The sequence below is a fragment of the Kitasatospora sp. NPDC091257 genome, from assembly GCF_044757675.1.
Taxonomy (GTDB): domain Bacteria; phylum Actinomycetota; class Actinomycetes; order Streptomycetales; family Streptomycetaceae; genus Kitasatospora; species Kitasatospora lactacystinica.
The window spans coordinates 1-23,617 of record NZ_JBIVVI010000007.1; the positions used below are offsets into that span (position 1 = coordinate 1).

The following is a 23,617-nucleotide window of genomic DNA, read 5'->3' on the forward strand; positions in this document are numbered from 1 at the left end:
CACCAGGGGTTCTCCGTTCCCGGTGGGCCGAACAGGCTCCTTACCCCCATCCGGGTATGGTCTACGCTGGTAAAAGTAGGGCAAACTTCGCCCTGCCCGAAATCGAGTGCCCGAACCCGACCAGAGGAGTGACACTCCCCCTCGATGGACGATCCGTCCGGTAGTACCTGCGCCGCCTCGCTTCCCGACCCCGGAAGGCAGGCGGCACTGTGATCACCGCTTGGCTGCTGTTGCTCGCGGCCGTTCTCCTGATCCTCGCCAACGGCCTCTTCGTGGCCGCCGAGTTCGCCTTCGTGACCGTGGAGCGCGGGGAGGTCGACCGGTCCGCCGAGGCGGGCGACGCCAAGTCCCGCCGTGTCGCCGGGGCCCTGCGGCACCTCTCGTTCGAACTCTCCGGTGCCCAGCTCGGCATCACCGTCACCTCGCTGGTGGTCGGCATGCTCGCCGAGCCGGCGCTGTCCACCCTGCTCGCACCCGTGATGTCCGCCATCGGCGTGCCCGACTCGGCCGCCCGCGGCGTCTCCGTGATCGTCGGCATGGTGCTGGCCACCGTCGTGCAGATGGTGATCGGCGAGCTGGTGCCGAAGAACTGGGCGATCTCCCGCCCGCTCCAGGTGGCCCGCGCGGTCGCCGCCCCGCACATGGCCTTCTCCTTCGCCTGCCGCCCGCTGATCAGCTTCCTGAACGGCGCCGCCGACCGCACCGTCCGGGCCTTCGGCATCGAGCCGCAGGAGGAGCTGGCGCACGCCCGCACCCCGGACGAGCTGGTCTCGCTGGCCCGCCACTCGGCCAGGGCCGGCGCCATAGACGAGGAGTCGGCGACCCTGTTCGTCCGGACCCTGGGCCTGCGCGAGCTGACCGCGGAGTCCGTGATGACCCCGCGCGTCGACGTGGCCGCGCTCCAGCGCGACGCCACCGCCTCCGACGTCATCAACCTGACCCGGGCCACCGGCCTGTCCCGCTTCCCGGTCTACACCGACAGCCTGGACGAGGTCACCGGCACCGTCACGCTCAAGGACGCCCTGGCCGTCCCGGCCGCCCGGCGCGGCCTGGTGCGGGTCGGCGAGCTGGCCTCGCCGCCGCTGCTGGTGCCCGAGACGCTGCCCGCCGAGCGGCTGCTCGACCAGCTGCGCCGCCTCCAGCCGATGGCCATCGTGGTCGACGAGTACGGCGGCACCGCCGGCGTCGTCACCGTCGAGGACATCGTCGAGGAGATCGTCGGCGAGGTGCAGGACGAGCACGACCCGGACGACCACCCCGAGCTGCTCCCTCTGCCGCCGGTCAACGGCCTGCCGGTCTGGGAGGCCGACGGCCGCGCCCGGATCGACCAGCTGGAGCGGATCGGCCTGAACGCCCCGGACGGCCCGTACGAGACCCTGGCCGGTCTGGTCTCCGACCTGCTCGGCAAGCTCCCCGAGGTGGGCGAGCAGGCCGAGCTGCCCGGCTGGCGCTTCACCGTCACCGGTGTCGACCGCCACCGCACCACCGAGGTCCGGGTGGAGCGCACCACCGCGCCCGCGCAGTTCGACGAGGACCGGGAGGAGGGCCGATGACCGCCCTGCAACTGGCCGTCGCGCTGCTGCTCCTGCTCGGCAACGCCTTCTTCGTCGGCGCCGAGTTCGCCGTGGTGTCGGTGCGCCGCAGCCAGATCGAACCGCTCGCCGAGGCCGGGCACAAGCGCGCCCGCACCGTGCTGCACGCGCTGTCCAACGTCTCCGCGATGCTGGCCGCCGCCCAGCTCGGCATCACCGTCTGCTCGCTGGGCCTCGGCGCCCTCGCCGAGCCGACCATCGCCTCCCTGCTGGAGGGCCCGTTCCACGCGATCGGCGTCCCGTCCACGCTGATGCACCCGCTCTCGTACGGGATCTCGCTCGCCGTGGTGGTCTTCCTGCACATGGTGATGGGCGAGATGGTGCCGAAGAACATGGCCATGGCCGGCCCGGAGCGGGCCGCGCTCTGGCTCGGCCCGCCGCTGGACCGGTTGGCCCGCTGGCTCGCCCCGGTGATCCGGGTGCTGAACGCCCTCGCCAACGGCATCCTCAAGCTGTTCCGGGTGGACGCCAAGGACGAGGTCGAGTCGGTCTTCACCACCGAGCAGCTGATGTACCTGCTGGCGGACTCCCGGGACGCCGGGCTGCTCGACGAGGGCCGCCAGGAGCGCCTGGAGGACGCGCTGGAGCTGGGCCACCGCCCGGTCACCGAGGTGCTGCTCAAGCCCGAGCAGCTGGTCACCGTGGACACCAAGGCGACCGCCGCCGAGGTCGAGGAGCTGGCGCTGCGCACCGGCTTCTCGCGCTTCCCGGTCACCGACGGCGACCCGGCCGGCCACGGCTACCTCGGCTACATCCACCTCAAGGACGTCCTCGACGTGGAGGACGCCTCGGCGCCCGTCCCGGCCCGCCTGTGGCGGCCGATCACGGTGCTGCGCGGCAGCCTCCCGCTGGACGACGCCCTCGGCGCGATGCGCCGGGCCACCTGCCACCTGGCCGCCGTGCTGGACCAGGACGGGCGCACGCTCGGCGTGGTCATGCTGGAGGACGTGCTGGAGGAGCTGGTCGGCGAGGTGCACGACCCGGACCACCGCGCCACGGCCTGACGCCGGCCCGGCAGGTCCGGGCCCCGCTGACGGCGTGTTCGCTCCCGGCGATTTCGCCCAGAGCATGCAGCCGTTCCATGCCGGCCACCCTGGGAGCAGGGTGGTCGGCATGAGACTTCTCCTGCTGGGTGGAACCGAGTTCGTCGGACGGGTCGTCGCCGAAGAGGCGCTGGCCAGGGGATGGGAGGTGATGGCCCTCAACCGCGGCACGCGGCCGGCGCCCGAAGGCGTCCGGACACTGCTGGGCGACCGCACCGCCGAGGGCGGCCTCGCGGCGCTCGGCACCGGGGAGTGGGACGCCGTGGTGGACACCTGGTCCTGGGCCCCCGCGGCGGTGCGCGACAGCGCCCGCCTCCTGAACGGCCGGGTCGGCCACTACGCGTACGTCTCCAGCCGGTCGGTGTACGACTACCCGCTGCGGGCCGGGGCCGGCGAGGCCGCGCCGGTGGTCGCCTCCTCCCCGGACCTCACCGGCGAGGTGCCCTACGCCGAGGCCAAGCGCGGCGCCGAACTGGCGCTGGAGGCGGAGTTCGGCGGGCGGGCGCTGCTGGCCCGGGCCGGGCTGATCCTCGGCCCGCACGAGAACATCGGCCGGCTGCCGTGGTGGCTCAACCGGATCGCCGAGGGCGGCCCGGTGCTCGCCCCGGGGTCGCGCGGGCTGGCCCTGCAGTACATCGACGTCCGCGACCTCGCGGCCTGGACCCTGGACGCCGCGGCGGCCCGCCTCGCCGGCCCGTACAACCTGGTCGGCCCGTCCGGCCACGCCACCATGGGCGAGCTGCTGGAGGCCTGCGTACGGGCCACCGGCTCGGACGCCGAGCTGTGCTGGACGGACCCGGAGCGGATCCTCGCGGCGGGCGTCGAGCCGTGGACCGAGCTGCCGATCTGGCTGGCGCCCGGCGAGCTGTACGACTTCCTGCACACCGGCTCGGTCGAGCGCGCGCTCGGCGCGGGGCTGCGCTGCCGCCCGGTCGCCGAGACCGTGGCGGACACCTGGGCCTGGCTGCGGTCGATCGGCGGCAGTGCGCCGCGGCGGTCCGACCGGGTCACGGTGGGGCTGGACCGGGAGCGGGAGGCGGCGCTCCTCAACGGCTGAACGGGTGGGCGGGCCGGTCCCCGGGCGGGCGGGTGCCGGCTTCCGCCCGCCGGTCGGCTCCGGCCGTCGCCCGCCGGTCAGCTCCGGCCGTCGATCAGCTCCCCGTACGCCTGGACCAGGTCCGGCAGCCGCAGGGTGGCCAGGTCCTCCCGGCCCGGCGGCTCGCGCAGCAGCGACAGCCGCAGGTCCCGGTAGGCGCAGGACTTCTCGTACAGGGTGCGGATGAACCGGCCGTTGCCCAGCTCGTCGATCCAGCCCTCGCGGACCACGTGGGTGCAGATGCTGGCCAGCTCCTCGGCGGCGTCCTCGTCCCAGCCGTCGCCGTCCCGGCCGGCCAGCGAGGCGCCGATCGCGGTCAGTTCGCTGGGGCGGTAGCTGGGGAAGTCGACCCGGGTGGTGAAACGGGAGTTGAGGCCGGGGTTGGTGGCGAGCAGCCGGTTCATGCCCTCGGGGTAGCCGGCCAGGATCACCACCAGCCGGTCGCGGTTGTCCTCGGCACGCTTGAGCAGTACCTGGAGCGCCTCGTCGCCGTACGCGTCGCCCTTGGTGTAGCCGGAGTTGGAGAGGCTGTACGCCTCGTCGATGAAGAGCACGCCGTCCAGTGCGGAGTCGATCAGCTCGTTCGCCTTCACGGCGGTCTGGCCGAGGAACTCGCCCACCAGGTCGGCGCGTTGGGCCTCCACCAGGTGGTCCCCGGAGAGCAGGCCGAGGGCGTGGAAGACCCGGCCGAGGATGCGGGCCACGGTGGTCTTCCCGGTGCCCGAGGGGCCGGAGAAGACGAAGTGGCGCTTCGGCGGCTGGACGGGCAGGCCCTGCTCGGCCCGCAGCCGGGACATTCTCAACTGCGCGGACAGCGCCCGCACCTGGCGCTTGACCGGCTCCAGGCCGACCATCAGCGAGAGTTCGGCCAGGGCCGCGTCCAGCTCCCGCTCGTCGCCGGCGGACCGGGGCTCGGGCACGGCGGCGGTCCGGGGCTGCGCCCGGCCGAGGGCGGGCAGCGGCGGGGGTGCGGCGGAGGCCGGCGGCGCGCCGGAGCCGGAGCGTTCCCCGGCGGCCTGCGCGGCGCCGTCGGCCGCACCGCCGTCCAGCAGGGCGCCGCCGGCGGTCAGGGCGCCGTCCGCCGGGGGCACGTCCACCAGCCCGGCGTCCACCAGCCCGGCGTCCACCGAGGGCCCGCCGCCCGACGGGAAGCCGCCGGACAGGGCGCCGGTCGACACCCCGTCGCCGGAGACGGTCGGCCCGCTCGGCCGGCCCGCGTCCCCGAACTCCTCGCCGTACCCGGGTAATCCCGCGTAACCGGCCTCGTCCGGGTACTCGGCGTCGAAGCCGGGAGCACCCGGTAGGGCGGCGTCGGCCGCTCCCCGGCGCCCGCCGGCCGGCAGTCCGTCCGCGAGTCCGTCCGCGAATCCGTCCGTGAGTCCGTCCGCGAGCGCGTCGTCGGCCGCGATGGCCGTCAGCCGGGTCGCGGTGTCCATGAACGCCGGGTCCGCCCGGTGCACCGCCCGGTAGAGCGGCAGCGCCGCGGCGCTGCGTCCGGCGCCCTCGTACGCCCGGGCCAGCCAGTACCGCAGCTCTTTGCGCTGGGGCTGTTCGGAGCGGCAGCGGGCCAGCGAGACGGCCAGCGGCGCCTGCGCCTGGGCGCACATGTCGAGGCGCACCCGCGCCATGCCGGCGAACAGTCCGGCCTCGATGCCGAGCAGCGGGTCGTCCAGCAGGCGGTCGGTGTCCCTGATCAGTTGCTCCCAATCCTTGAGCAGGTAGGACCGGCAGGCGTACAGGAAGCGGGCGCAGGGGTCCTCGCCGGGCGCCGGGCACTGTTCCAGCGCCCGGTCCAGCTCGGCCAGGTGGCGGCCGTCCAGCCAGTGCGAGGCGTGCGCCAGCGCGAGGTCGCGGGCGTCCTCCAGTACCGGCTGCACCCACCAGCCCAGCCAGTACCAGGAACTGAGCGGCCGTCGGTGCAGCCGCCGCTGTTCGCCGAACCGTTTCTGGTGGCGGTACATGGCCAGCAGCGCGGCCGAGGTGTCGCTGCGCAGCGCGTGCAGTCCGAGCCAGGCGTCGGCCATGCCCGGGTCCAGTCGGACGGCGGCCCGGAACTCCTCCTCGGCCCGGGTGTACGCACCGGCCGTGTAGGCGTCCATGGCGCGCAGCCAGGCGCGGTCGGCGAGCCGGTCGGGCCCGCCCGCCGTGCTGTCGGAACTGTCCACCGTCGTCACTCACGCCCCCCGCGGTGCGGCCCGGGGCTCGGCCGGCGGGTTGCCTGCGCCTAGCCTGGCCGGTGGTCGTCGACCCCCTTGCGGCGCATCTGCGCCTGCCAGGAATCGTACCGGCGCGGCGCTGATCCGGAAGGGTGCCGAACGGGGTCAAATGCGATCGCGCGAGCGGCCGTTGAGCGGCCGGGCGAAGAAACGGGCTGCCGGGGAGCGAGTTTCGGAAGGGGACCGGACGGCGTCCCCGGCTCACGGGGGAACAAGCCGGGGGCGCCGGGTCCGAGGCAACCGGAAGCTTTCGTTCCGGCGGCTGAGGAGAACCTAGATCCTGGTGATGTCGCAGGTCAAGGCGATGGTTGAAGTTTCACCGACGGTGCCCGGGGCGATCCGGCCGGTCACCCCGTCGACCCGCGTCGCGGCGTACGGACGGCTCGGATCGGCGGCGAAATGCGCCGATTCGGCCCGGGCCCAGCCCGCCCAGAACTCGGCCAGTTCCGGACCGTCCCGCTCCTCCCCGCGCCGCCGGGCCGAAGCGGCGTCCAGCTCCATCCAGATCACCCGGGCCAGCCACGGCCGCACCGCCCGCCGGCCCGCGCCGACCCCCTCGACCAGCACCACCGGGGCGGCCGGCACCGCGGCCGTGCCGGCGAAGCGGCGCAGCGTCCAGTCGTACACCCGGTACTCGGCGTCCCGCCCGGCCGCCAGCGGCTCCAGCACCTGCCCGCGCAGCCGTCCGGTCCACCCGAACGGCTCGCGGTGGGTGGCCAGGTCGTCGAGGTGGACCACCGGGGCCCCGCCGAGCGCCGCCGCCAGCCGGCCGGCGAAGGTGGTCTTGCCGGACCCCGCGTGCCCGTCCACCGCGACCAGCCGCACCGGCCCGCAGGAGGGCGGCAGTGCGCGCAGCTCCGCCGCGAGCGCGGCCGGCAGGTCGTCCGGAGCGGGCCGGAGCGGGGGCGGGAAGGGTTCGGATGCAGCCACAACGTCAACCCTACGGTGCCGTAGCCCGCCACTGCGGACAGTTCATCTGTGCAGGTCGTGACGGCAGCGCGGGTTTCGGGCATACTCGCCTTCGCCACGACTGTGAACGGCCGTTCACCGCAACCCGGTGCCGGTCGGTCCGACAAGCCGCACCCCGCCGGGTCAGCCGACACCTCGGTCCGGCGCCCGATCGAGGAGGCGACCACCGCCATGACCCCCTCCCCTGTGAAAGCCGTGGAGCGCCAGCTGCCGAGCGAGGAGGCCCGCGAGCTGCTGAGCCTCACCCGTGACCTGGTCCAGCGCGAGCTCCAGCCGCGTGCGGCGGAGGACGAGGCCGCCGACCGCTTCCCGCGCGACGTCTTCCGCACCCTCGGCGAGGCCGGCCTGCTCTCCCTCCCGTACGACGAGAAGTACGGCGGCGGCGAACAGCCCTACGAGGTGTACCTGCAGGTGCTGGAGGAGCTCGCGGCCGGCTGGCTGGCCATCGGCCTCGGCGTCAGCGTGCACACCCTCTCCTGCCACGCGCTGGCCACCTTCGGCACCGACGAGCAGCGCGACGCGTGGCTGCCCGCCATGCTCTCCGGCGAGCAGCTCGGCGCCTACTGCCTCTCCGAGCCGCAGTCCGGCTCGGACGCGGCCGCGCTGCGCACCCGCGCCGACCTCGACGGCGAGGCGTACGTGGTGAACGGCACCAAGGCCTGGATCACCCACGGCGGCCAGGCCGACTTCTACAGCGCCCTGGTGCGCACCGGCGTCGACGGACCCAAGGGCATCAGCTGCCTGCTGGTCCCCGGCACCCAGCAGGGCCTGTCCGCGGCCCCGTCGGAGCACAAGATGGGCATGCGCTCCTCGCCGACCGCGCAGCTGCACTTCGACGGCGCGCGCGTCCCGCGCGAGCGGCTGATCGGCGAGGAGGGGCAGGGCTTCCAGATCGCGCTCGCCGCGCTGGACTCCGGCCGCCTCGGCATCGCCGCCTGCGCGATAGGCGTGGCCCAGGCCGCGCTCGACCTCGCGGTCGACTACGCCCGCACCCGGCGCCAGTTCGGCCGCCCGATCGCCGAGTTCCAGGGCCTGTCCTTCATGCTCGCCGACATGGCCACCCAGATCGAGGCCGGGCGTTCGCTCTACCTGTCCGCCGCCCGGCTGCGGGACGCCGGCCGGCCGTTCTCCAAGGAGGCGGCGATGGCGAAACTGTTCTGCACCGACGCGGTGATGCGGGTGACCACCGACGCCGTCCAGGTGCTCGGCGGCTACGGCTACACCCAGGACTTCCCGGCCGAGCGCTACATGCGCGAGGCCAAGGTGCTGCAGATCGTCGAGGGCACCAACCAGATCCAGCGCCTGGTGATCGGCCGCCACCTCACCAAGGGCTGACGCCCGGGGGCCGTCCGGCGGGGGAGCCGCCGGACCGCCCCGATCCCCCCGTACGGCCTCCGGCCGTCACTCCAGGGTGCGGAGTGGCGGCCGGAGGCGTTCCCGGCGGAGCGTCAGCTCGCCTTGGCGGTGCGGCCGGTCAGCGCCGGACGACGGCGGCGCTGCTCCGGGATGGCGGCCCGCAGCGCCGCGACGGCCGGGACGGCGGGCGCCACCGGGGCGGCCTCGGGGACCGCGGCGAGCCGTACCGGGCAGTGCGCGACGGCGTGCGAGAACGGCTGGGTGCGCCAGTCCAGCCCGCTCGGAAGCTTGAACAGCGCGTCGAAGCCGGCCGGTTCGGCGTCCTCCTGGGCCTCGACCTCGACCAGGTCGTCCGTCGGCGTGCCCGAACCCGGGCAGATCGCGGGGGAGAAGGGGTTCCAGGCGGTCGGCAGCAGCGCGTGTTGCGGCAGCCGCTCCTCGTCCGCCACCAGGGCGATCGGGCGGCGGCACTCGGGGCAGTCGACCCGGAAGATGTCCCAGGTCTCCGCCTCGCCGGGGTCGGTGCCCGGCAGGTGGCCGACCGCGAGGTCCTCGCGGTCGGCCATATCGTCGGTCTCGTCGGAGCCCAGCACACGCTGGTCGGTAGCAGGCATGAGGATCCCCCTAGGATCGGGCCCGGCGTGGTCGTCCAGGGCCACAACCAGCACTTCCCTGTGATCCGGACTCATAATCCTGCGGTCCCGTGCACCGTGATGCACCGGGTGTGTCCTTGGCCACACCGGATGCCACATTCGCCCGGCATGTGCCCGCCCGGCACCTGCGAACCCGTCCTGTGCCACCGCGTGCGCCCCCCGTGCTCCCGACCGGGTAGGTTTGCGCACTGTGGAGGATCTCGACCAACGCATCGTCCAGCTGCTCCTCGAAGACGGCCGGATGAGCTACACGGACCTGGGCAAGGCCACCGGCCTGTCCACCTCGGCGGTGCACCAGCGGGTGCGCCGCCTCGAACAGCGCGGGGTGATCCGCGGCTACACCGCGATCATCGACCCCGACTCCGTCGACCTGGCGCTGACCGCGTTCATCTCGGTCAAACCCTTCGACCCGAGCGCCCCGGACGACACCCCCGAGCGGCTGGCCGGCCTGCCCGAGATCGAGGCCTGCCACAGCGTCGCCGGCGACGAGAACTACATCCTCAAGGTCCGCGTCGGCGCCCCCGGCGACCTGGAGGACCTGCTCGCGCGCATCCGCAGCGCCGCCGGTGTCTCCACCCGCACCACCGTCGTCCTGTCCACCCCGTACGAGGCACGCCCCCCGAAGCTCTGACCGCGAACCGGCGGGGTGCAGACTTGGCGGCATGACCGAACGCACCTCCCGGACCGTCCTGCTGCGCGGCGGCGCCGTCTACAGCCCCGCCGACCCCTTCGCCACCGCGATGCTCGTGGAAGGCGGGCACGTCGCCTGGGTCGGCAGCGACGGCGCCGCCGAGGCGTACGCCGCGACCGTCGACGAGATCGTCGAGCTGGACGGCGCCCTGGTCACCCCCGCCTTCGTGGACGCCCACGTGCACGCCACCGCCACCGGCCTGGCGCTCACCGGCCTCGACCTCACCGGCAGCCCCTCGCTGGCCGCCGCCCTGGCCGCCGTCACCGCCTTCGTCGACGCCCGGCCCGAGCCCGGCGGGGTGCTGATCGGCCACGGCTGGGACGAGACCGGCTGGCCCGAGGGCCGCCCGCCCACGCTCGCCGAACTCGACGCCGCCGCCCGTGGCGCCGCGCTCTACCTCTCCCGCACCGACGTGCACTCCGCGCTCGCCACCACCGCGCTGCGCACCCTCACCGAGGGCCTGGCCGAGGCGCCCGGCTTCGACCCCGAGGGCCCGCTCACCAAGAACGCCCACCACGCCGTGCGGCAGACCGCGCTGGCCCGCCTCACCCCCGAGCAGCGCCGCCGGGCCCAGCGCGCCACCCTGGCCCGCGCCGCCGAACTCGGCATCGGCGCCCTGCACGAGTGCGCCGGCCCGGAGATCTCCTCGGAGGCCGACCTGGCCGCCCTGCTGGCCCTGGCCGCCGAGGGCGAGGGGCCCGAAGTCTTCGGCTACTGGGGCGAGTTGGGCGGTGTCGAGACCGCTCGCAGGCTCGGTGCGGTGGGCGCCGGAGGCGACCTCTTCGTGGACGGCGCGCTCGGCTCGCACACCGCCTGCCTGCACGCCCCGTATGACGACGCGGAGCACACCGGCACCGCCTACCTGACCGCCGAGCAGGTCGCCGACCACGTCGCCGCCTGCACCGAGGCCGGGATCCAGGCCGGGTTCCACGCCATCGGCGACGCGGCGATCACGGCGGTCCTCGACGGCGTCCGGGAGGCCGGTGCCCGGGTCGGCGCCGCCCGGGTCAAGGCCCTGCGCCACCGCGTCGAGCACGCCGAGGCCCTGGACGACAAGGCCGTCGCCGCCTTCGCCGAACTCGGCCTGACCGCCTCCGTCCAGCCCGCCTTCGACGCCGCCTGGGGCGGCCCGGAGGGCATGTACGTGCAGCGCCTGGGCGCCGAGCGGGCGGCCGCCCTCAACCCCTTCGCCGCGCTGCTGCGGGCCGGTGTCCCGCTGGCCTTCGGCTCGGACGCCCCGGTCACCCCGCTCGACCCCTGGGGCACCGTCCGCGCGGCCGCCTTCCACCGGACCCCGGAGCACCGGATCTCGGTCCGCGCGGCCTTCACCGCCCACACCCGCGGCGGCTGGCGCGCGATCGGCCGCGACCAGGACGGCGTGCTCGTCCCCGGCGCCGTCGCCAGCTACGCGATCTGGGCGGCCGGCGAGCTGGTCGTCCAGGCCCCCGACTCCCGGGTGGCGGGCTGGTCCACCGACCCGCGCTCCGGCACCCCCGGGCTGCCCGACCTCACCCCGGGCCACCCGCTGCCGACCTGCCTGCGCACCGTGGTCCGCGGCCGCACGGTGCACCAGCGGTAAACCCCGTGGAACGTCGGGCGGGCACCGCCTAGGTTGAGCGGCATGATCGAACCGGTGCCCGCCGACTTCACCGTCCCGCGCGAGCTGCTCGCCCCGGAGTTCCGACTGGAGCCCCTGGGCGAGCGGCACAACGCCTCCGACCACGCCGCCTGGACGAGCAGCATCGACCACATCCGCGCCACCCCCGGCTGGGCCGGCCGCGGCTGGCCGCCCGCCGACGGAATGCCCCCGGAGCGCAACCTCGACGACCTGCGCCGCCACGCCGCCGACTTCGAGGCCCGCACCGGCTTCACCTACACCGTCCTGGAGCCGGACCGCGACGAGGTGATCGGCTGCGTCTACATCTACCCGGACCGCGAGGACCCCTCGGTGGTCTCGGTCAGCTCCTGGGTCCGGGCCGACCGCGCCCACCTGGACGAGCCGCTGCACCGCGCCGTCTCCGACTGGCTCACCGGGCACTGGCCGTTGCGGGATTTCCGCTACGCCCCGCGCTGACCCCGCCGTCACCCTCACCTCACGGGCCACCGACGTTCCGGGGTACCTTCTTCGCACAGCGTCCGAACAGCAAGCCCCAGGAAGATGGTGCGCCGGTGGCCACTCCCGTCACCCAGGAACGGCCCGAGGCCGTACCCGAGCCGCAGGAGCCGGCGCCCCGACCGAGCCGCGGAGCCCGCGCGCTCGCCAGGATCCGCGCCGGGCTCCCCCGCACCGGCCTCGCCGTCCTGGCCGGCCTGCTGCTGGCCCTCGCCTTCCCGCCGTACGACCTGTGGCCGCTGTCGCTGCTCGGCGTCGCCGCGCTCTCGCCGCTGACCCGGGGCCGCACCTTCCGCCAGGGCCTGTGGACCGGCTTCGCGTTCGGCCTGCCGTTCTTCCTGATGCTGCTCAGCTGGCTGCGGGTGGTCGGCTGGGACGCCACGATCGGCCTGTCCGTCGTGGAGGCGCTGTTCCTGGCCCTGCTGGGCGGCGCCCTGGCCGTCACCTCCCGGCTGCCGGGGTGGCCGCTCTGGGCGGCCTGCCTGTGGGTCACCCAGGAGTGGGCCCGCGACCGGCTGCCGCTCGGCGGCTTCCCCTGGGGCCGGCTCGCCTTCGCCAACACCGCCAGCCCGTTCACCCCGCTGGCCGCGCTGGGCGGCGCACCGCTGGTGACCTTCGCGGTCGCCCTCTGCGGCGCCCTGCTGGGCTGGGCCGCGCTGCGGGTGCGCGGGCCCGGCAGGGCCCCGAGGGCGGCCGCGCTGGCGGCGCTCGGCGCGGTGGCCGCGCTGCTGGCCGGCTACCTCGTCCCGGTGCCCACGGTCGCCGACGACACCGTCAAGGTCGCCATCGTCCAGGGCAACGTGCCCAACCCGGGCATGGACTTCCTGGGCCGCCCGATGATGGTCCTCAACAACCACGCCTCGGCCACCGAGCGGCTCGCCGCCGACATCAGGGCCGGCAAGGTCGAGCGCCCCGACATCGTGATCTGGCCGGAGAACTCCTCCGACCTCGACCCGTTCAGCGATCCGCTGGCCCGCCAGCGGATCGACCAGGCGGTCAAGGCGGTCGGGGTGCCGACCCTGGTCGGCACCCTGGTGGACGGCCCGGACGCGCAGCACGTCCAGAACGAGGGCATCGTCTGGGACCCGGTCACCGGCCCCGGCGCCTCCTACACCAAGCAGCACCCCGTCCCGTTCGGCGAGTACGTGCCCTTCCGCGCCCAGCTGATGACGGTGATCACCCGCCTCCAGCGGGTCGCCCGGGACTTCTACCCCGGCGACCACAACGGCGTGATGCAGCTCGGCCCGGCCAGGATCGGCGACGTGATCTGCTTCGAGGTCGCGTACGACGAGATCGTCCGCGACACCGTGGACAGCGGCGCCCGGGTCCTGGTCGTCCAGACCAACAACGCGACCTACGCGAAGACCGGGCAGCCCGAGCAGCAGCTGGCGATGAGCCGGCTGCGGGCCGTCGAGCACGGCCGGGCGGTGCTGATCGCCGCCACCAGCGGCATCAGCGCGGTGATCGCCCCGGACGGCAGCGTCCAGCAGCGCACCGAGGAGCTCACCGCGGCCGAGCTGTCGGCGACCGTCCCGCTGCGCGACGGCACCACCGTCGCCGACCGGGTCGGCGCCGCCCCGGAGTGGACGCTGGCCGTCGGCGGCCTGCTGGCCTGCGGCGCGGCCCTGCTGGTCGGACGGCGCCGGAAGGCGTAGGGCGCGGCACCCGAGCCCGGCCGCCGGAACACCGGCGGCGCGGGAGTCGTTGGAGCAGGTGGTGCCGTAGCCGGCCCGGACCTCCCGTGCGGCGCGCAGAGCACCGCTTGGAGTGGATTCGTACCGTGACCCAGCAAGCTACCCCCACCCGTCCGGCCCCGCGCAGCAGGCTCCGCCGGGTGCTGCCGCTGCTGATCACCGCCTGGCTGGTGCTGGAGATCTGGCTGCTGGTCCAGGTCGGCTCCTGGCTGGGCGGCTTCACCGTCGTGCTGCTGCTCGTCGCGGGCGCCCTGATCGGCGGCTCGCTGATCAAGCGGGCCGGGCTGAAGGCGCTGTCGGCGGCGATCGAGCAGAGCAAGAACCCGCAGTCCCAGCAGCCGCAGACCGGCACCAGCATGACCGTGCTGGGCGGCCTGCTGCTGATCGTCCCCGGCTTCCTGTCCGACCTGCTGGCCCTGACCCTGCTCCTCCCGCCCACCCGGGCCCTGTGGCGGGTGCTGGGCCGCCGGGTCGCGGACAAGGCGCTGCGCAGCGCCTCCGTGGCCGGCGCCGACCCGTTCGCGGACGCGATGCGGCTGCAGGAGCAGCTGCGCATCCACCGCCCGGACGGCAAGGTGATCCAGGGCGAGGTCGTGGACCCGGAGGCCGGCCCACAGGGCCCGGACACCACCTACCGCCCGCCGATCGCCGGCTGACCCGCCCGTTCCGACGGGAGCCCCCCGGGGGCGCGGAGAACCCGCCCCCGGGGGGCTCCTCGCGCGCACGGCACGGTCCAGCGGACGGTGCGGGGAAGGCGGGCGCGGCGCCGGACAACGCGAAAGGGACCCTGGTGACCAGGGTCCCTTTTCGCGTCCTCCCGCTCGGGGCGGGAGCGAGGTGTCAGGCGCTCTTACGGGTGTCTCGCGGGTGCACCGCGAGGTTCATCCCACCGGAGCGGAGCACGGCCAGCCGTTCGGCCAGCACCTCCTCCAACTCCTCGCGCGTCCGGCGCTCCATCAGCATGTCCCAATGGGTGCGCGTCGGCTTGATCTTCTTCTCCTCCGGCTCGTCGCCGTCGAGAAGTGCTGCCTCCTGGCCACAGAAGCGGCATTCCCAGGTCGCGGGGATCTCCGCCTCGACCGAGAAAGGAACCTCGAAACGGTGTCCGTTCTGACATGCGTACTCGACGGTCTGGCGGGGAGCCAGATCGATACCACGGTCGGTCTCGTAGCTAGTGGCCCCGAGTCGCGTGCCGCGGAGAGCTCGCTCGCTCATGAATCGTGCCTCCCGGGCTTATGGCCCACAGGACTAGTGGTCGCTGTTCTTCGTCGTTCGGTCAACGCTCGGCTTCCGACGAAGATTCCCGTCCCGGGACATGCGTCGTCTTGTAGTGCCGCCCCTGTTTGTACCCACCCGCGCCCGATTTGTCACATCTGGCCGGTGATATCACCCCAGGTGTCACCTATTTCACATCTGGTGATCGTGCGGACTTTCTGTGACGAGCGTACCGGGAGGGGATTCGGCGCCGGGCGCCGACCCCTGCCGGGAGCCGGGAACCGGCCGGGGGAGGCGGCCCGGCCGGGCCGTCAGGAGATCGGCCGTGAACGGATCATCGGCTCGCCCTTGGCCAGGTCGACCGGACGGGCCGGATCGGCCGCGGGTACCACCGGCGGGCGATCCGGGCGGGGCGGCTCGGCGGCGGCCGCCTCGGTGCGGGTGTCCCGGTGCGGCAACAGGGCGATCACCGCGTCCCGCAGCGCGGCCGGGGCCTCGTCGTCCAGCGGATCGACGGTGGCGGGCACCTGGAGCCGGAGCGGGGCGCCGTTGCCGATCCGGGCGTAGCCGCGCCCGATCGGGGCGTGGGCGGCGGGCACGATGTCCAGCGGCGCGCCGAGCGCTTCGCGCCCCTCGTCCGGGCCGGCCGGGCCGAGCACGACACGGGCCCGGGTGGTGGCGCGGACGGTGGCGGTGATCCGGTCCCGGGCCTCCAGGTCGTCGGCGACCACCACGGTGACCCGGGCGGCCCGGCCGTGCCGCAGCGGGAGCTCCAGGAGGTCCTGCGGGTCGGGGCGGCCCTCGGCCCGGGCGAGCTCGCTCAGCTCGGTCGGGTGGTCCAGCAGCAGCCACAGCGGCCGGGTGACGTCCTCGGGCGGGGCGGTTCCGGCGTGCCGGGCGGCGTTGAGCGCGGCGAGCCTGCGCTCGGTCTCGCCGACGGCCCAGTCCAGGGCGGCCAGCGCGCCGTGCAGGCTGGTCTCCACGGTGTGCACGCCGGGCCGGTTCACCAGGCAGGCGTGCTCGCCGGTGCCCGCACCGTCGACCACCACCAGGTCGCCGTACGGGAGGGCCTGGAGCGCCACCGAGCGCAGCAGGCTGGAGGTGCCGTAGCCGGTGACGCCGAGCACCAGCAGGTGCGGCTCGGCGGAACGCGGGCCGGTGCGCCAGACCACCGGCGGCTGCTGGACGGTGGTGCCGCCCCGGACGACCGGGATGGTCCGGGCGGTGCCGTCCTCGTCGGTGAAGCCCAGCACGATCTCGCCGGGGGCCGCCACGAAGCGCTGGGCGGCGATGTCGGCGGCCAGCGGGGCGAGGGCGGTGATCCGCAGCCGGTTGGACTCCTCGTCCCAGTCGAAGCGGTACTCGCGGGCCCGGCCGGCCTTGCCCTGGACGACCTGCTCGATCCGGGCCCGGGCGGCGGGCTCGGTGTCGGTGAAGTAGGCGGGGTAGGTCATCTCCAGCCGGGAGAGCCGGCCCTCGCCGTCGAAGTCCCACGCGCTGAAGGCGTTCTTGTGGCTGCCCTCGAAGTGGTACAGCGGGTTGGCGTCCTCGGGTCCGCACAGGTACGGGGTGAGCGCCGCGTAGAGGGCCGCGAGCTTGACGTCGGCGACGTCCGGGGCGGGCGGTGCGGGCGTCGCCCTGGGGGTCCGGCCGGCCCAGGCGGCGCTGGCCATCAGGGTGATCAGGGCGAACAGCAGGCCGTGCGGCAGCAGGTAGACGCCGATCAGCAGGGCGGCGGTCAGGAACAGCGTCGGCCCGCGGCGGTCCTTGGGGGTGGCCTGCCAGCGGGACTTGGCCCAGTCCGCGTGGTGGCGCAGGCCGCGGCCGATCACGGAGAGCGGGGCGAACATGTCGGAGGCGTGGTCCCCGGCGGTCCGGGCGATCGCGCGGCCCTTGGTGAGGTGGCGGTGGAGCGGCATTCCTTGACTCCCCAAACGGTGGGACGGGTGGGGTGGCGCGGGTGGGCAACGACGGGGCCCGGGGCGGTGGGATCCGCGCCCGGGCCGGTACGGAGGAGATCTGGACGCGGTCAGAACTTGATGCCGCTGAGCAGGCTGGCGAGGCTCGCGCCGCCCGCGGTGATGCTCGGTGCGATCGAGGAGCCCGCGATGTAGAAGCCGAAGAGGGCGCAGACGATGGCGTGGGAGACCTTTAGTCCGTCCCGGCGGAAGAAGAGAAAGGCGATGGTGCCGAACAGGACGATGCCGGAAATCGAGAGGATCACGTTCCGCTCCTCAGGAAGGGGGGACAAGCGGGGGTGTTACGGAAAGTGCACCAATCGTGACAAAAAGTAATAGATGATGGAACGGTGCAAATGGGTGGTTCTGCCGTCCAATACCGTTCCGGTGACCGGGTGGCGGTATGCGACCCGGCCGGGGTGGGGCCGGGGGCCGAGGGGATTCGATGTGCCGAGGCATTCCCGGGCGGAGGGCGGGAAGTTTCCGGGGGGTCCGGGAAGTTCGCTCGAATGGCTGCGCAACGCGCGCGGCCGTGTGTCGTGGCGGGCGCGGGCCGTCATCCGGATTCCGGACGCCCGCTGGCCCGTTCCGGCGCCGGCCGCTACCGTGCCCTGGGCGCAGCCCCGAGACCGCCCGACGACCCGACCGGAAAGGCCGCCCGCCATGACCGACGCCGCCAGCCAGCAGCCCGCCGACGCCCCCGACGCCGAGGTGATCGCGCTCGCCGGGAAGCTCTTCGACGCCGCCCGGGCCGGGGAGACCGAGACCCTGTCCGCCTACCTGGACGCCGGTGCCCCGGCCGACCTCACCAACGGCCGCGGCGACACCCTGGTGATGCTCGCCGCCTACCACGGCCACGCCGCGACGGTGGCGGAGCTGCTCCGGTACGGCGCCGACCCGAACCGCGCCAACGACCACGGACAGACCCCGCTGGCCGGGGCCGTCTTCAAGGGCGCCACGGACGTGCTCGACGTCCTGCTGGCCGGCGGCGCCGACCCGCAGGCAGGCGCCCCGAGCGCCGTGGACACCGCCCGGATGTTCGGCAAGGACGACCTGGTCGCCCGGTTCGAGGCCCGCTGAGCGGGGATCGTAGGCTTTTCGGCATGAGCACCAGCACCGCCCGGGACACCGGCACCGTCGAGTTCCGCATCACCGGCTACGCCCACCCCGACGCCCAGGCCCTGTCGGCCGAGGTGCAGCAGGAGTACGTGCGCCGCTACGGCGACCCGGACGAGACCGTCATGCGCCCCGAGGACTTCGAGGCGCCGGCCGGCCTGTTCATGATCGCCTACCTGGACGGCCGTCCGGTCGCCTGCGGCGGCTGGCGGGCCAAGCAGGCCGGCCCGGACGGCCTGCGCGACGGCGACGCGGAGCTGAAGCGGATGTTCGTGATCCCCGCGGCCCGCGGCCGCGGCCTGGCCCGCGCGGTGCTGGACCGCCTGGAGCGGACCGCGATCGAGGCCGGGCGGACCCGCTTCATCCTGGAGACCGGCACCGAGCAGCCCGAGGCCGTCGCGCTGTACCGGTCCGAGGGCTACGACGCGATCCGGAAGTTCGGCATCTACAAGGAGCACGCGCAGAGCATCTGCCTCGGCAAGGAGCTGGCCGCGGCGGTCTGAGCGACCGCTGCGCGGGGAAGGCTCCCGTCGGCCCGAAGGGGGAGACGGATGAGTCACCGAGTACCCGGAGCCGGCCGGTTCCCCGACCGGGCCGCGCCCGGCGGGGAGCTGGACCGGCTGGTCGGGGACGGCGCGCGCACCGTCGGGGCGGGAGCCGTCTGGGCCGTCGGCGACGCCGGCGGCACACTCGGCGGCGGCAGCCACGGTGTGCTCGGGCAGGGGCCGTACGCGCGGCTGCGGCCCGGGCCCGACACGCTGTACGACCTCGCCAGCCTCACCAAGGTCGTCGCGCTCTGGCCCTGTGCGGGGGTGCTGCGGCAATCCGGGCGGCTCCCGCTGGACGAGCCGCTCGGCCGCTGGTGGCCACCGGCCGCCGGGCACCCCACCGGCGAGGTGACGGTCCGTCAACTCCTCGCCCACACCGCGGGGATGCTCCCGTACACCCGCTTCGAGCAGCTCTACGGACGCGACCCCGCGGCGATCCGGGCCGGGGTGCTCGCCGCCCCGCTGCACCGCCCTCCGGGCACGGCCGTCGAGTACACCGACCGCGCCGCCGTCCTGCTCGCCCACCTGGTCGAGGACCTCGGCGGCGCGCCGCTGGACGAGCTCGCCGCACGCTGGGTCTGGGGGCCGCTCGGCATGACCGACACCCGGTACGGCCCGCTCGACGGCGCGCTCGCCGCCCGCACCGCGCCCACCGAGTACGAGGCGGGCGCCGGCACCCACCTGTGCGGCGTCGTCCACGACCCCTCCGCCCGGCTGCTCGGCGGGGTCTCCGGCAACGCCGGGGCCTTCTCCACCGCCCGCGACCTGGCCCGCTTCCTCACCGCGCTGCTCGCCCCGCCGCCCGGGGCGCCCTGGGGCGAGCCGTGGATCGACGAATCGCTGCGCGAGCACACCGGCGGCCTCGCCCCCGCCCGCGGCCTGTCCTGGCTGCACGCTCCCGGCACCGACCCGGCCGGGGGCACCTTCGTCCACTACGGCTTCACCGGCACCGGCTTCTGGGTCTCCCGCAGGCTCGGCCGCTGGGCCCTGCTGCTCACCAACAAGGTGCACTACGACCGGGGGATCCAGCAGCTCACCGACCTGCGCAACGCCTTCCGGCGGGCCGTGTTCGGGCAGGCGTCCCCACCGGCACTCATTCGGGTGGATTAGGGGCCGACCGGCTTTCCCGGGGCCGCGATCGCGGCAGAGTGGCCGCGAGGACGGGAACCCGCCGGAGGAGGCGCGATGACGGACACCTGGGCACTCTCGGAGGAGGAGTGGCTCGCCGGGATGGTGCGCGCCTACGTCGGCTGCAGCGTCCTGCTCACCGACGGAGCGGGCCGGGTCCTGCTGCTGAAGGCCAGCTACCGCGACCAGTGGCAGTTCCCCGGCGGCGGGATGGACCGGGGGGAGGGGCCCGCCGAGTGCGCGGCCCGCGAACTGTACGAGGAGACCGGGCTGTTGGCCGGGCCGCTGCGGCTGCTCGTCGTGGAGTGGCGCGACTCGATCCCCGACCAGGGCGAACACGCCCACCCCGCCGTGCAGTTCATGTTCGACGGCGGGACGGTTGCGGACGGCGCGGTGGTCCGGGCGCAGGCCGAGGAGGTCGCCGACCACGGCTGGTTCACCCCGGCCCGGGCGGCCGTCCTGCTGCAGCCCGGTGCGGCGCGCCGGCTCACCGCGGCCCTGGAGGCCCGGCGGACCGGCGCCGCCGCACTGCTGCACTCGGACGGGTACGTGGGGTGACGGACGGTCAGAGCAGCGTGCTCCAGTAGGACCAGAACCGGTTGAGGACCAGCAGCGCGATCACCGCCGCCCACAGCACCGGCAGCGCCCAGTGGTAGCGCGCCGCCTCCCGGACGACCACCCCCGACCGCGGGCCCGCCGGAATCACGCCCGTGCGCAGGTTGTGCAGCGTCGTGTACCAGAACAGCACCACCACCGTGGCCCACACCACCATGCAGTACGGGCACAGCGCGCCGATGTCGTACAGCGCCTGGAAGATCAGCCAGTGCGCGAACACCACGCCCAGCGCGGTGCCCGCGTTCAGGCCCAGCCAGAACCAGCGCCGGTACCCGGCACCGGCGAGCAGCCCCGCGCCGATCGCCGTCAGCGCGCCGAAGGCGGCCAGCCCGAGCAGCGGGTTCGGGAAGCCGAAGACCTCCGCCTGCTCGGTGCGCATCACCGAACCGCAGCTGATGATCGGGTTGATGTTGCAGCTGGGGACGTAGGAGGGGTTCTCCAGGATGCGGAGCTTGTCGAAGGTCAGGACGGCCGAGGCGGCCAGCCCGACCAGCCCGCCCAGGAACAGCAGGAGGGCGTAGGCCCGGCTCGCGCCGATCGGGGCCCGGGCGGCGGCGTCGGGGGCGGAGCGGGACGGGTGCACGGTGGTAGCGGCGGTCATGACAGCACACTCCGGTGGCTGGCTGGGAGGAGCCGGCCCGGCCGGGAGTTCGGCCGGGCCGGGTGGTGCCGTACGGTGCGGGGAGGGTGCGGCCTACTGGAGGCCGGCGGCCTGCTTCACCTGCGCGGCGAACTGCTCGGCCGGGACCACGGCGTTGCCGGCGAACAGGGTGATCTGCTTGCCGTCCACCTTGACGGTCGGAGTGCCGGTCACCCCGCTGCCGTTGAACGCGTCGGAGACCTTGGCCGCCCACGGGGCGTAGGTCTTGTCGGTCACCGCCTTCACGAAGGCGTCCGTCTTCAGCCCGGGCACCTGGCCGGCCAGGTTCAGGATGTGGTCGACGTCGCCGAAGCCGTCCTCGCGCTCGTCCGGCTGGTTGGCGTACAGCACGTCGTGGAACGCCTTGAACTGGTCCACGCCCTCGTTCAGCGCGGCGCCGGCCGCGGCCAGCGCGGTGCGCGAGCCCTTGCCGCCGAGGTTCTTGTCCAGGAACGCCGCCAGGTGGAACTCCACCTTGATCCGGCCGTCCTCGGTGAGCTTCTTGATGGTCTCGCCGTTGGCCGCCTCGAAGTGCTTGCAGACCGGGCAGCGGAAGTCCTCGTAGATCTCCATGGTGTGCGGGGCGTCGGCCTTGCCGTAGGTGATCACCGTGCCGTCCGGGCCGGAGGCGTTGGCGGGCACGACCAGCGGCGCCGACGCGGCGGCGGAGGACTTGTCGTTCTTGTCCGAGGCCGAGTTGATCGCGACGGCGACACCGCCCGCGAGGGCCAGCACGACGACCGCGGAGACCGTCACGACGATCCGCTGACGGCGCTTGGCGGCCTGCTGCTCGCGGCGCTGCGCCTCCTGGATCCGCTCACGGGCACTGATGCGCTTGGCCTGCTGCTTGCTGGGGGCCTGAGCCATGGGGAAGTCAACTCCTGTACGCGGCGCGCGGGTGCGCGCGGGAAGCCGCAGCTGCTGCGGCGGGGTCGGTGAACGCGGGAGTCGTGCGCACTGCCTGCGGGCGTACCGGGGCCGTCCGGCCGGGTACGGGGGTGATCAGGTCGGGACGGTGATCAGCAGGCAGGCGCGAAGGCGGGCGGGCCGCGCCGGGGCGCCGGGCTCAGCACCACGTCCTCGCGGCGCGGCCGGGCACGGTCCGACACCGGCAGCGGCACCCGCAGCACCGGACGCACCGGCGCGGGGAGCAGCAGGACGACCAGGGCGCGCAGCGGGCCGGCCAGCGACTGGCGCAGCGCGCACAGCGCCCGGGCCAGGCCGGACAGGGCGGCGTCGCCCATCCGCAGCCAGGCCGAGGCGGCGAGGGCGATCACCACGTGCACCAGCAGGAGCAGCAGCTGGGTCGCGGCGGGGGCCAACTGCCCGGCGTGGCCCAGCGGGCCGCTCAGCAGCGAGCCGTCGACCGACCCGCCGCCGCAGACCAGCAGGTTCACCCCGCGGGCGGGCACCTGACCGGCCAGCACCGGCGAACAGCCGGCCTGGCCCAGGTTGAACGTGGTGTTGAGCAGCAGCTCGACCGGCACCATCACGCCGGAGATGTGCAGCATCCGCCGTTCCCCGCCGGCCAGGACGGCCGCGACCAGGAAGACGACGGCACCGGCCGAGGCCACCAGCGACAGCGGCAGCGGGCGGCCCGTGATGACGACCTGGCCCAACGCGGCCATCGGCACGGCGAGCGCGGTGAACACCGCGGCCCGCAGGGCCCTGGTCGCACGGGAGGAGGTCGTCACGCTCCGGAGTATGTCATGGCGCTCGCATCCGGCACGAGGGCCCGTAGGTCCCTGTTCCGGCTGACGCGCGATCAGTAGCCTGCGGGGTTCGACAGCGGGCTCGACAGCGGGCCCGGCCGCCCGCGGGGTCGCCCGCCCGGCTGCCGCGCGGTCGACAGCGGCCCGACGCGGATTAGCCTGGAAGGCGTTCCCGCTGACCCGACGAGGGGGCGAGCGTCCATGGCGAGACCCGACACCACGGTGGGGCAGGTGCTGCTGGCCCGTCTGGAGACGCAGGCGGCAGTGCTGGCCGGCCTGGACGACGCCGTCCGGGCGGACGAGCCGGACGCCGTGCACCGGATGCGGGTCGCCTGCCGGCGGCTGCGCAGCGCCCTGCAGACCTTCCGGCGGCTGGTCGCCCCCGGAGCGGCCGACGAGCTGGTCGCGGAGCTGCGCTGGCTCGGCGGCGTCCTGGGCAGGGCGCGGGACCGCGAGGTGCTGGCCGAACGGCTGGCCGCCGAGGCCCGCGAGCTGCCCGCCGGGTGCGGCCCGCAGCGGGTCGCCGCAGCGCTGGACCGGTGGGGCGAGGCCGAGTACCGCGCCATCTGGCCCGAGGTGGTCGCCGCCCTGGACAGCCCCCGCCGCCGGGCGCTCGGCGAGGCTCTCGCCGGCTTCCTCGCGGACCCGCCGCTGCGCCGGCGTGCCGCCCGCAGCGCCGTCCCGGAGCTCTCCCGCATCGCCGCCCGCGAGCAGCGGCGTACGGCCGGGCGGGTCGGGGCGGCCCTTGCCGCCGCCCCCGACGAGCGGACCCGCGCGCTCCACGAGGCCCGCAAGGCGGCCAAGCGCGCCCGCTACGCCGGTGAGGCCGCCGCCCCGGCGGCCGGCGCCCGGGCCGAGCGCTACGCGAAGCGGATGAAGGCCGTCCAGGAGGTGCTGGGCGAGCACCAGGACGCCGTGGTGGCCGCGACCGCTCTCGCGACCCATGCGGTCACCGGTGGCGAGCCGTTCGGGTACGGCGCCCTGTACGGGCGTCAGCTGGCGTCGGCCGAGGCCGCCCGGCGGCGGCTGCCGGACGTCTGGCGGCGGGCGGGCAAGCGGAAGCTGGCCCGGTTCGGGTAGGGCGTGTCCCGCGGATCTCCGCCGGGTGCGCGAAGACCCGCAGGACGCGCCCCGGGGCCGCCGACCGCGCGCCACCGACCGGGCCGCGGTCGCCTGCGGTGCGCGCGGCGGCTACCCCGGGGCGGTGGCGGTCCGGGGCCGGTCCCCGCCGGCCGCCGCGAAGGCGTGCCGGGGCCGGTCCC

General features: G+C 74.7%; 23 protein-coding genes. 14 read left to right on the top strand and 9 right to left on the bottom strand.

What is annotated here, in order from left to right; all coding sequences use genetic code 11:
- The first annotated feature begins 209 nt into the window (after positions 1–209).
- The 3 genes from ACIQOV_RS00710 (at position 210) to ACIQOV_RS00720 (ending at position 3,692) form a co-directional block, all read left to right on the top strand.
- Positions 210–1,553, top strand: a complete 1,344-nt coding sequence (locus ACIQOV_RS00710) for a hemolysin family protein (protein WP_401043282.1) — start codon at positions 210–212, stop codon at positions 1,551–1,553.
- Complete coding sequence (locus ACIQOV_RS00715; RefSeq protein ID WP_380543968.1) at positions 1,550–2,596, top strand: hemolysin family protein; 1,047 nt, start codon at positions 1,550–1,552, stop codon at positions 2,594–2,596. The genes ACIQOV_RS00710 and ACIQOV_RS00715 overlap by 4 nt, the downstream gene beginning before the upstream one ends.
- 109 nt (positions 2,597–2,705) lie before the next feature.
- On the top strand, positions 2,706–3,692 hold the full coding sequence (locus tag ACIQOV_RS00720) for an NAD-dependent epimerase/dehydratase family protein (RefSeq protein ID WP_401043285.1): 987 nt from the start codon (positions 2,706–2,708) through the stop codon (positions 3,690–3,692).
- Between the two features lie 77 nt (positions 3,693–3,769).
- On the opposite strand, the gene ACIQOV_RS00725 is transcribed toward ACIQOV_RS00720, so the two are convergent.
- Together ACIQOV_RS00725 and ACIQOV_RS00730 are read right to left on the bottom strand one after the other, a co-directional pair.
- Positions 3,770–5,830, bottom strand: a complete 2,061-nt coding sequence (locus ACIQOV_RS00725; RefSeq protein WP_401043327.1) for an AAA family ATPase — start codon at positions 5,828–5,830, stop codon at positions 3,770–3,772.
- Positions 5,831–6,220: 390 nt separating this feature from the next.
- Positions 6,221–6,877 (bottom strand): uridine kinase, encoded by a 657-nt coding sequence (locus ACIQOV_RS00730; RefSeq protein ID WP_401043287.1) that lies wholly within the window; start codon positions 6,875–6,877, stop codon positions 6,221–6,223.
- Between the two features lie 210 nt (positions 6,878–7,087).
- Between ACIQOV_RS00730 and ACIQOV_RS00735 the strand changes: the two genes are divergently transcribed.
- On the top strand, positions 7,088–8,251 hold the full coding sequence (locus ACIQOV_RS00735) for an acyl-CoA dehydrogenase family protein (RefSeq protein WP_401043290.1): 1,164 nt from the start codon (positions 7,088–7,090) through the stop codon (positions 8,249–8,251).
- A gap of 113 nt (positions 8,252–8,364) precedes the next feature.
- Here ACIQOV_RS00735 and ACIQOV_RS00740 read toward each other — a convergent pair whose 3' ends face one another.
- Positions 8,365–8,886, bottom strand: a complete 522-nt coding sequence (locus ACIQOV_RS00740; RefSeq protein WP_401043293.1) for a hypothetical protein — start codon at positions 8,884–8,886, stop codon at positions 8,365–8,367.
- A 229-nt stretch (positions 8,887–9,115) separates the two neighbouring features.
- On the opposite strand from ACIQOV_RS00740, the gene ACIQOV_RS00745 reads away from it, so the two are divergent.
- The 5 genes from ACIQOV_RS00745 (at position 9,116) to fxsA (ending at position 14,079) form a co-directional block, all read left to right on the top strand.
- A complete protein-coding gene (locus tag ACIQOV_RS00745) occupies positions 9,116–9,556 on the top strand; it encodes an Lrp/AsnC family transcriptional regulator (protein ID WP_030243361.1) in 441 nt (146 codons plus the stop codon).
- 31 nt (positions 9,557–9,587) lie between these two features.
- Entirely contained in the window at positions 9,588–11,195 is a 1,608-nt protein-coding gene (locus tag ACIQOV_RS00750; RefSeq protein ID WP_401043296.1) for an amidohydrolase, read from the top strand.
- A 42-nt stretch (positions 11,196–11,237) separates the two neighbouring features.
- Complete coding sequence (locus tag ACIQOV_RS00755) at positions 11,238–11,690, top strand: N-acetyltransferase (protein ID WP_380543980.1); 453 nt, start codon at positions 11,238–11,240, stop codon at positions 11,688–11,690.
- A 95-nt stretch (positions 11,691–11,785) separates the two neighbouring features.
- Positions 11,786–13,384 carry an apolipoprotein N-acyltransferase gene (lnt, locus tag ACIQOV_RS00760; protein WP_401043299.1) on the top strand — a complete coding sequence of 533 codons (1,599 nt, stop codon included), beginning with the start codon at positions 11,786–11,788 and terminating at the stop codon, positions 13,382–13,384.
- 125 nt (positions 13,385–13,509) lie between these two features.
- Positions 13,510–14,079: an FxsA family membrane protein gene (gene fxsA / locus ACIQOV_RS00765; protein ID WP_401043301.1), complete on the top strand. Its 570-nt coding sequence runs from the start codon at positions 13,510–13,512 to the stop codon at positions 14,077–14,079.
- A 184-nt stretch (positions 14,080–14,263) separates the two neighbouring features.
- Here fxsA and ACIQOV_RS00770 read toward each other — a convergent pair whose 3' ends face one another.
- From ACIQOV_RS00770 to ACIQOV_RS00780, 3 genes are all read right to left on the bottom strand, one after another.
- Positions 14,264–14,638 carry an RNA polymerase-binding protein RbpA gene (locus tag ACIQOV_RS00770; RefSeq protein WP_049655293.1) on the bottom strand — a complete coding sequence of 125 codons (375 nt, stop codon included), beginning with the start codon at positions 14,636–14,638 and terminating at the stop codon, positions 14,264–14,266.
- 311 nt (positions 14,639–14,949) lie between these two features.
- A complete protein-coding gene (locus ACIQOV_RS00775; protein WP_401043304.1) occupies positions 14,950–16,557 on the bottom strand; it encodes a hypothetical protein in 1,608 nt (535 codons plus the stop codon).
- 110 nt (positions 16,558–16,667) lie between these two features.
- The gene (locus ACIQOV_RS00780) at positions 16,668–16,862 is read right to left on the bottom strand and encodes a hypothetical protein (protein ID WP_359827363.1); all 195 of its coding nucleotides are present in this window, start codon (positions 16,860–16,862) and stop codon (positions 16,668–16,670) included.
- A 397-nt stretch (positions 16,863–17,259) separates the two neighbouring features.
- Between ACIQOV_RS00780 and ACIQOV_RS00785 the strand changes: the two genes are divergently transcribed.
- The 4 genes from ACIQOV_RS00785 (at position 17,260) to ACIQOV_RS00800 (ending at position 19,946) form a co-directional block, all read left to right on the top strand.
- Positions 17,260–17,676, top strand: coding sequence for an ankyrin repeat domain-containing protein (locus ACIQOV_RS00785; protein WP_401043307.1), 417 nt, complete (start codon positions 17,260–17,262; stop codon positions 17,674–17,676).
- 23 nt (positions 17,677–17,699) lie between these two features.
- Positions 17,700–18,215: a GNAT family N-acetyltransferase gene (locus tag ACIQOV_RS00790; protein WP_401043310.1), complete on the top strand. Its 516-nt coding sequence runs from the start codon at positions 17,700–17,702 to the stop codon at positions 18,213–18,215.
- Between the two features lie 48 nt (positions 18,216–18,263).
- Positions 18,264–19,370, top strand: coding sequence for a serine hydrolase domain-containing protein (locus ACIQOV_RS00795; protein ID WP_401043313.1), 1,107 nt, complete (start codon positions 18,264–18,266; stop codon positions 19,368–19,370).
- Positions 19,371–19,445: 75 nt separating this feature from the next.
- Complete coding sequence (locus tag ACIQOV_RS00800) at positions 19,446–19,946, top strand: NUDIX domain-containing protein (protein ID WP_401043316.1); 501 nt, start codon at positions 19,446–19,448, stop codon at positions 19,944–19,946.
- Between the two features lie 7 nt (positions 19,947–19,953).
- Here the strand turns inward: ACIQOV_RS00800 and ACIQOV_RS00805 are convergent, their stop codons facing one another.
- The 3 genes from ACIQOV_RS00805 to ACIQOV_RS00815 form a co-directional block, all read right to left on the bottom strand.
- Entirely contained in the window at positions 19,954–20,604 is a 651-nt protein-coding gene (locus ACIQOV_RS00805; RefSeq protein ID WP_401043318.1) for a vitamin K epoxide reductase family protein, read from the bottom strand.
- A 93-nt stretch (positions 20,605–20,697) separates the two neighbouring features.
- Entirely contained in the window at positions 20,698–21,510 is an 813-nt protein-coding gene (locus ACIQOV_RS00810) for a thioredoxin domain-containing protein (RefSeq protein ID WP_401043321.1), read from the bottom strand.
- A gap of 152 nt (positions 21,511–21,662) precedes the next feature.
- On the bottom strand, positions 21,663–22,337 hold the full coding sequence (locus ACIQOV_RS00815; protein ID WP_359909048.1) for a hypothetical protein: 675 nt from the start codon (positions 22,335–22,337) through the stop codon (positions 21,663–21,665).
- A gap of 219 nt (positions 22,338–22,556) precedes the next feature.
- Between ACIQOV_RS00815 and ACIQOV_RS00820 the strand changes: the two genes are divergently transcribed.
- Complete coding sequence (locus ACIQOV_RS00820; RefSeq protein ID WP_401043324.1) at positions 22,557–23,435, top strand: CHAD domain-containing protein; 879 nt, start codon at positions 22,557–22,559, stop codon at positions 23,433–23,435.
- The last annotated feature ends 182 nt before the right edge of the window (positions 23,436–23,617 follow it).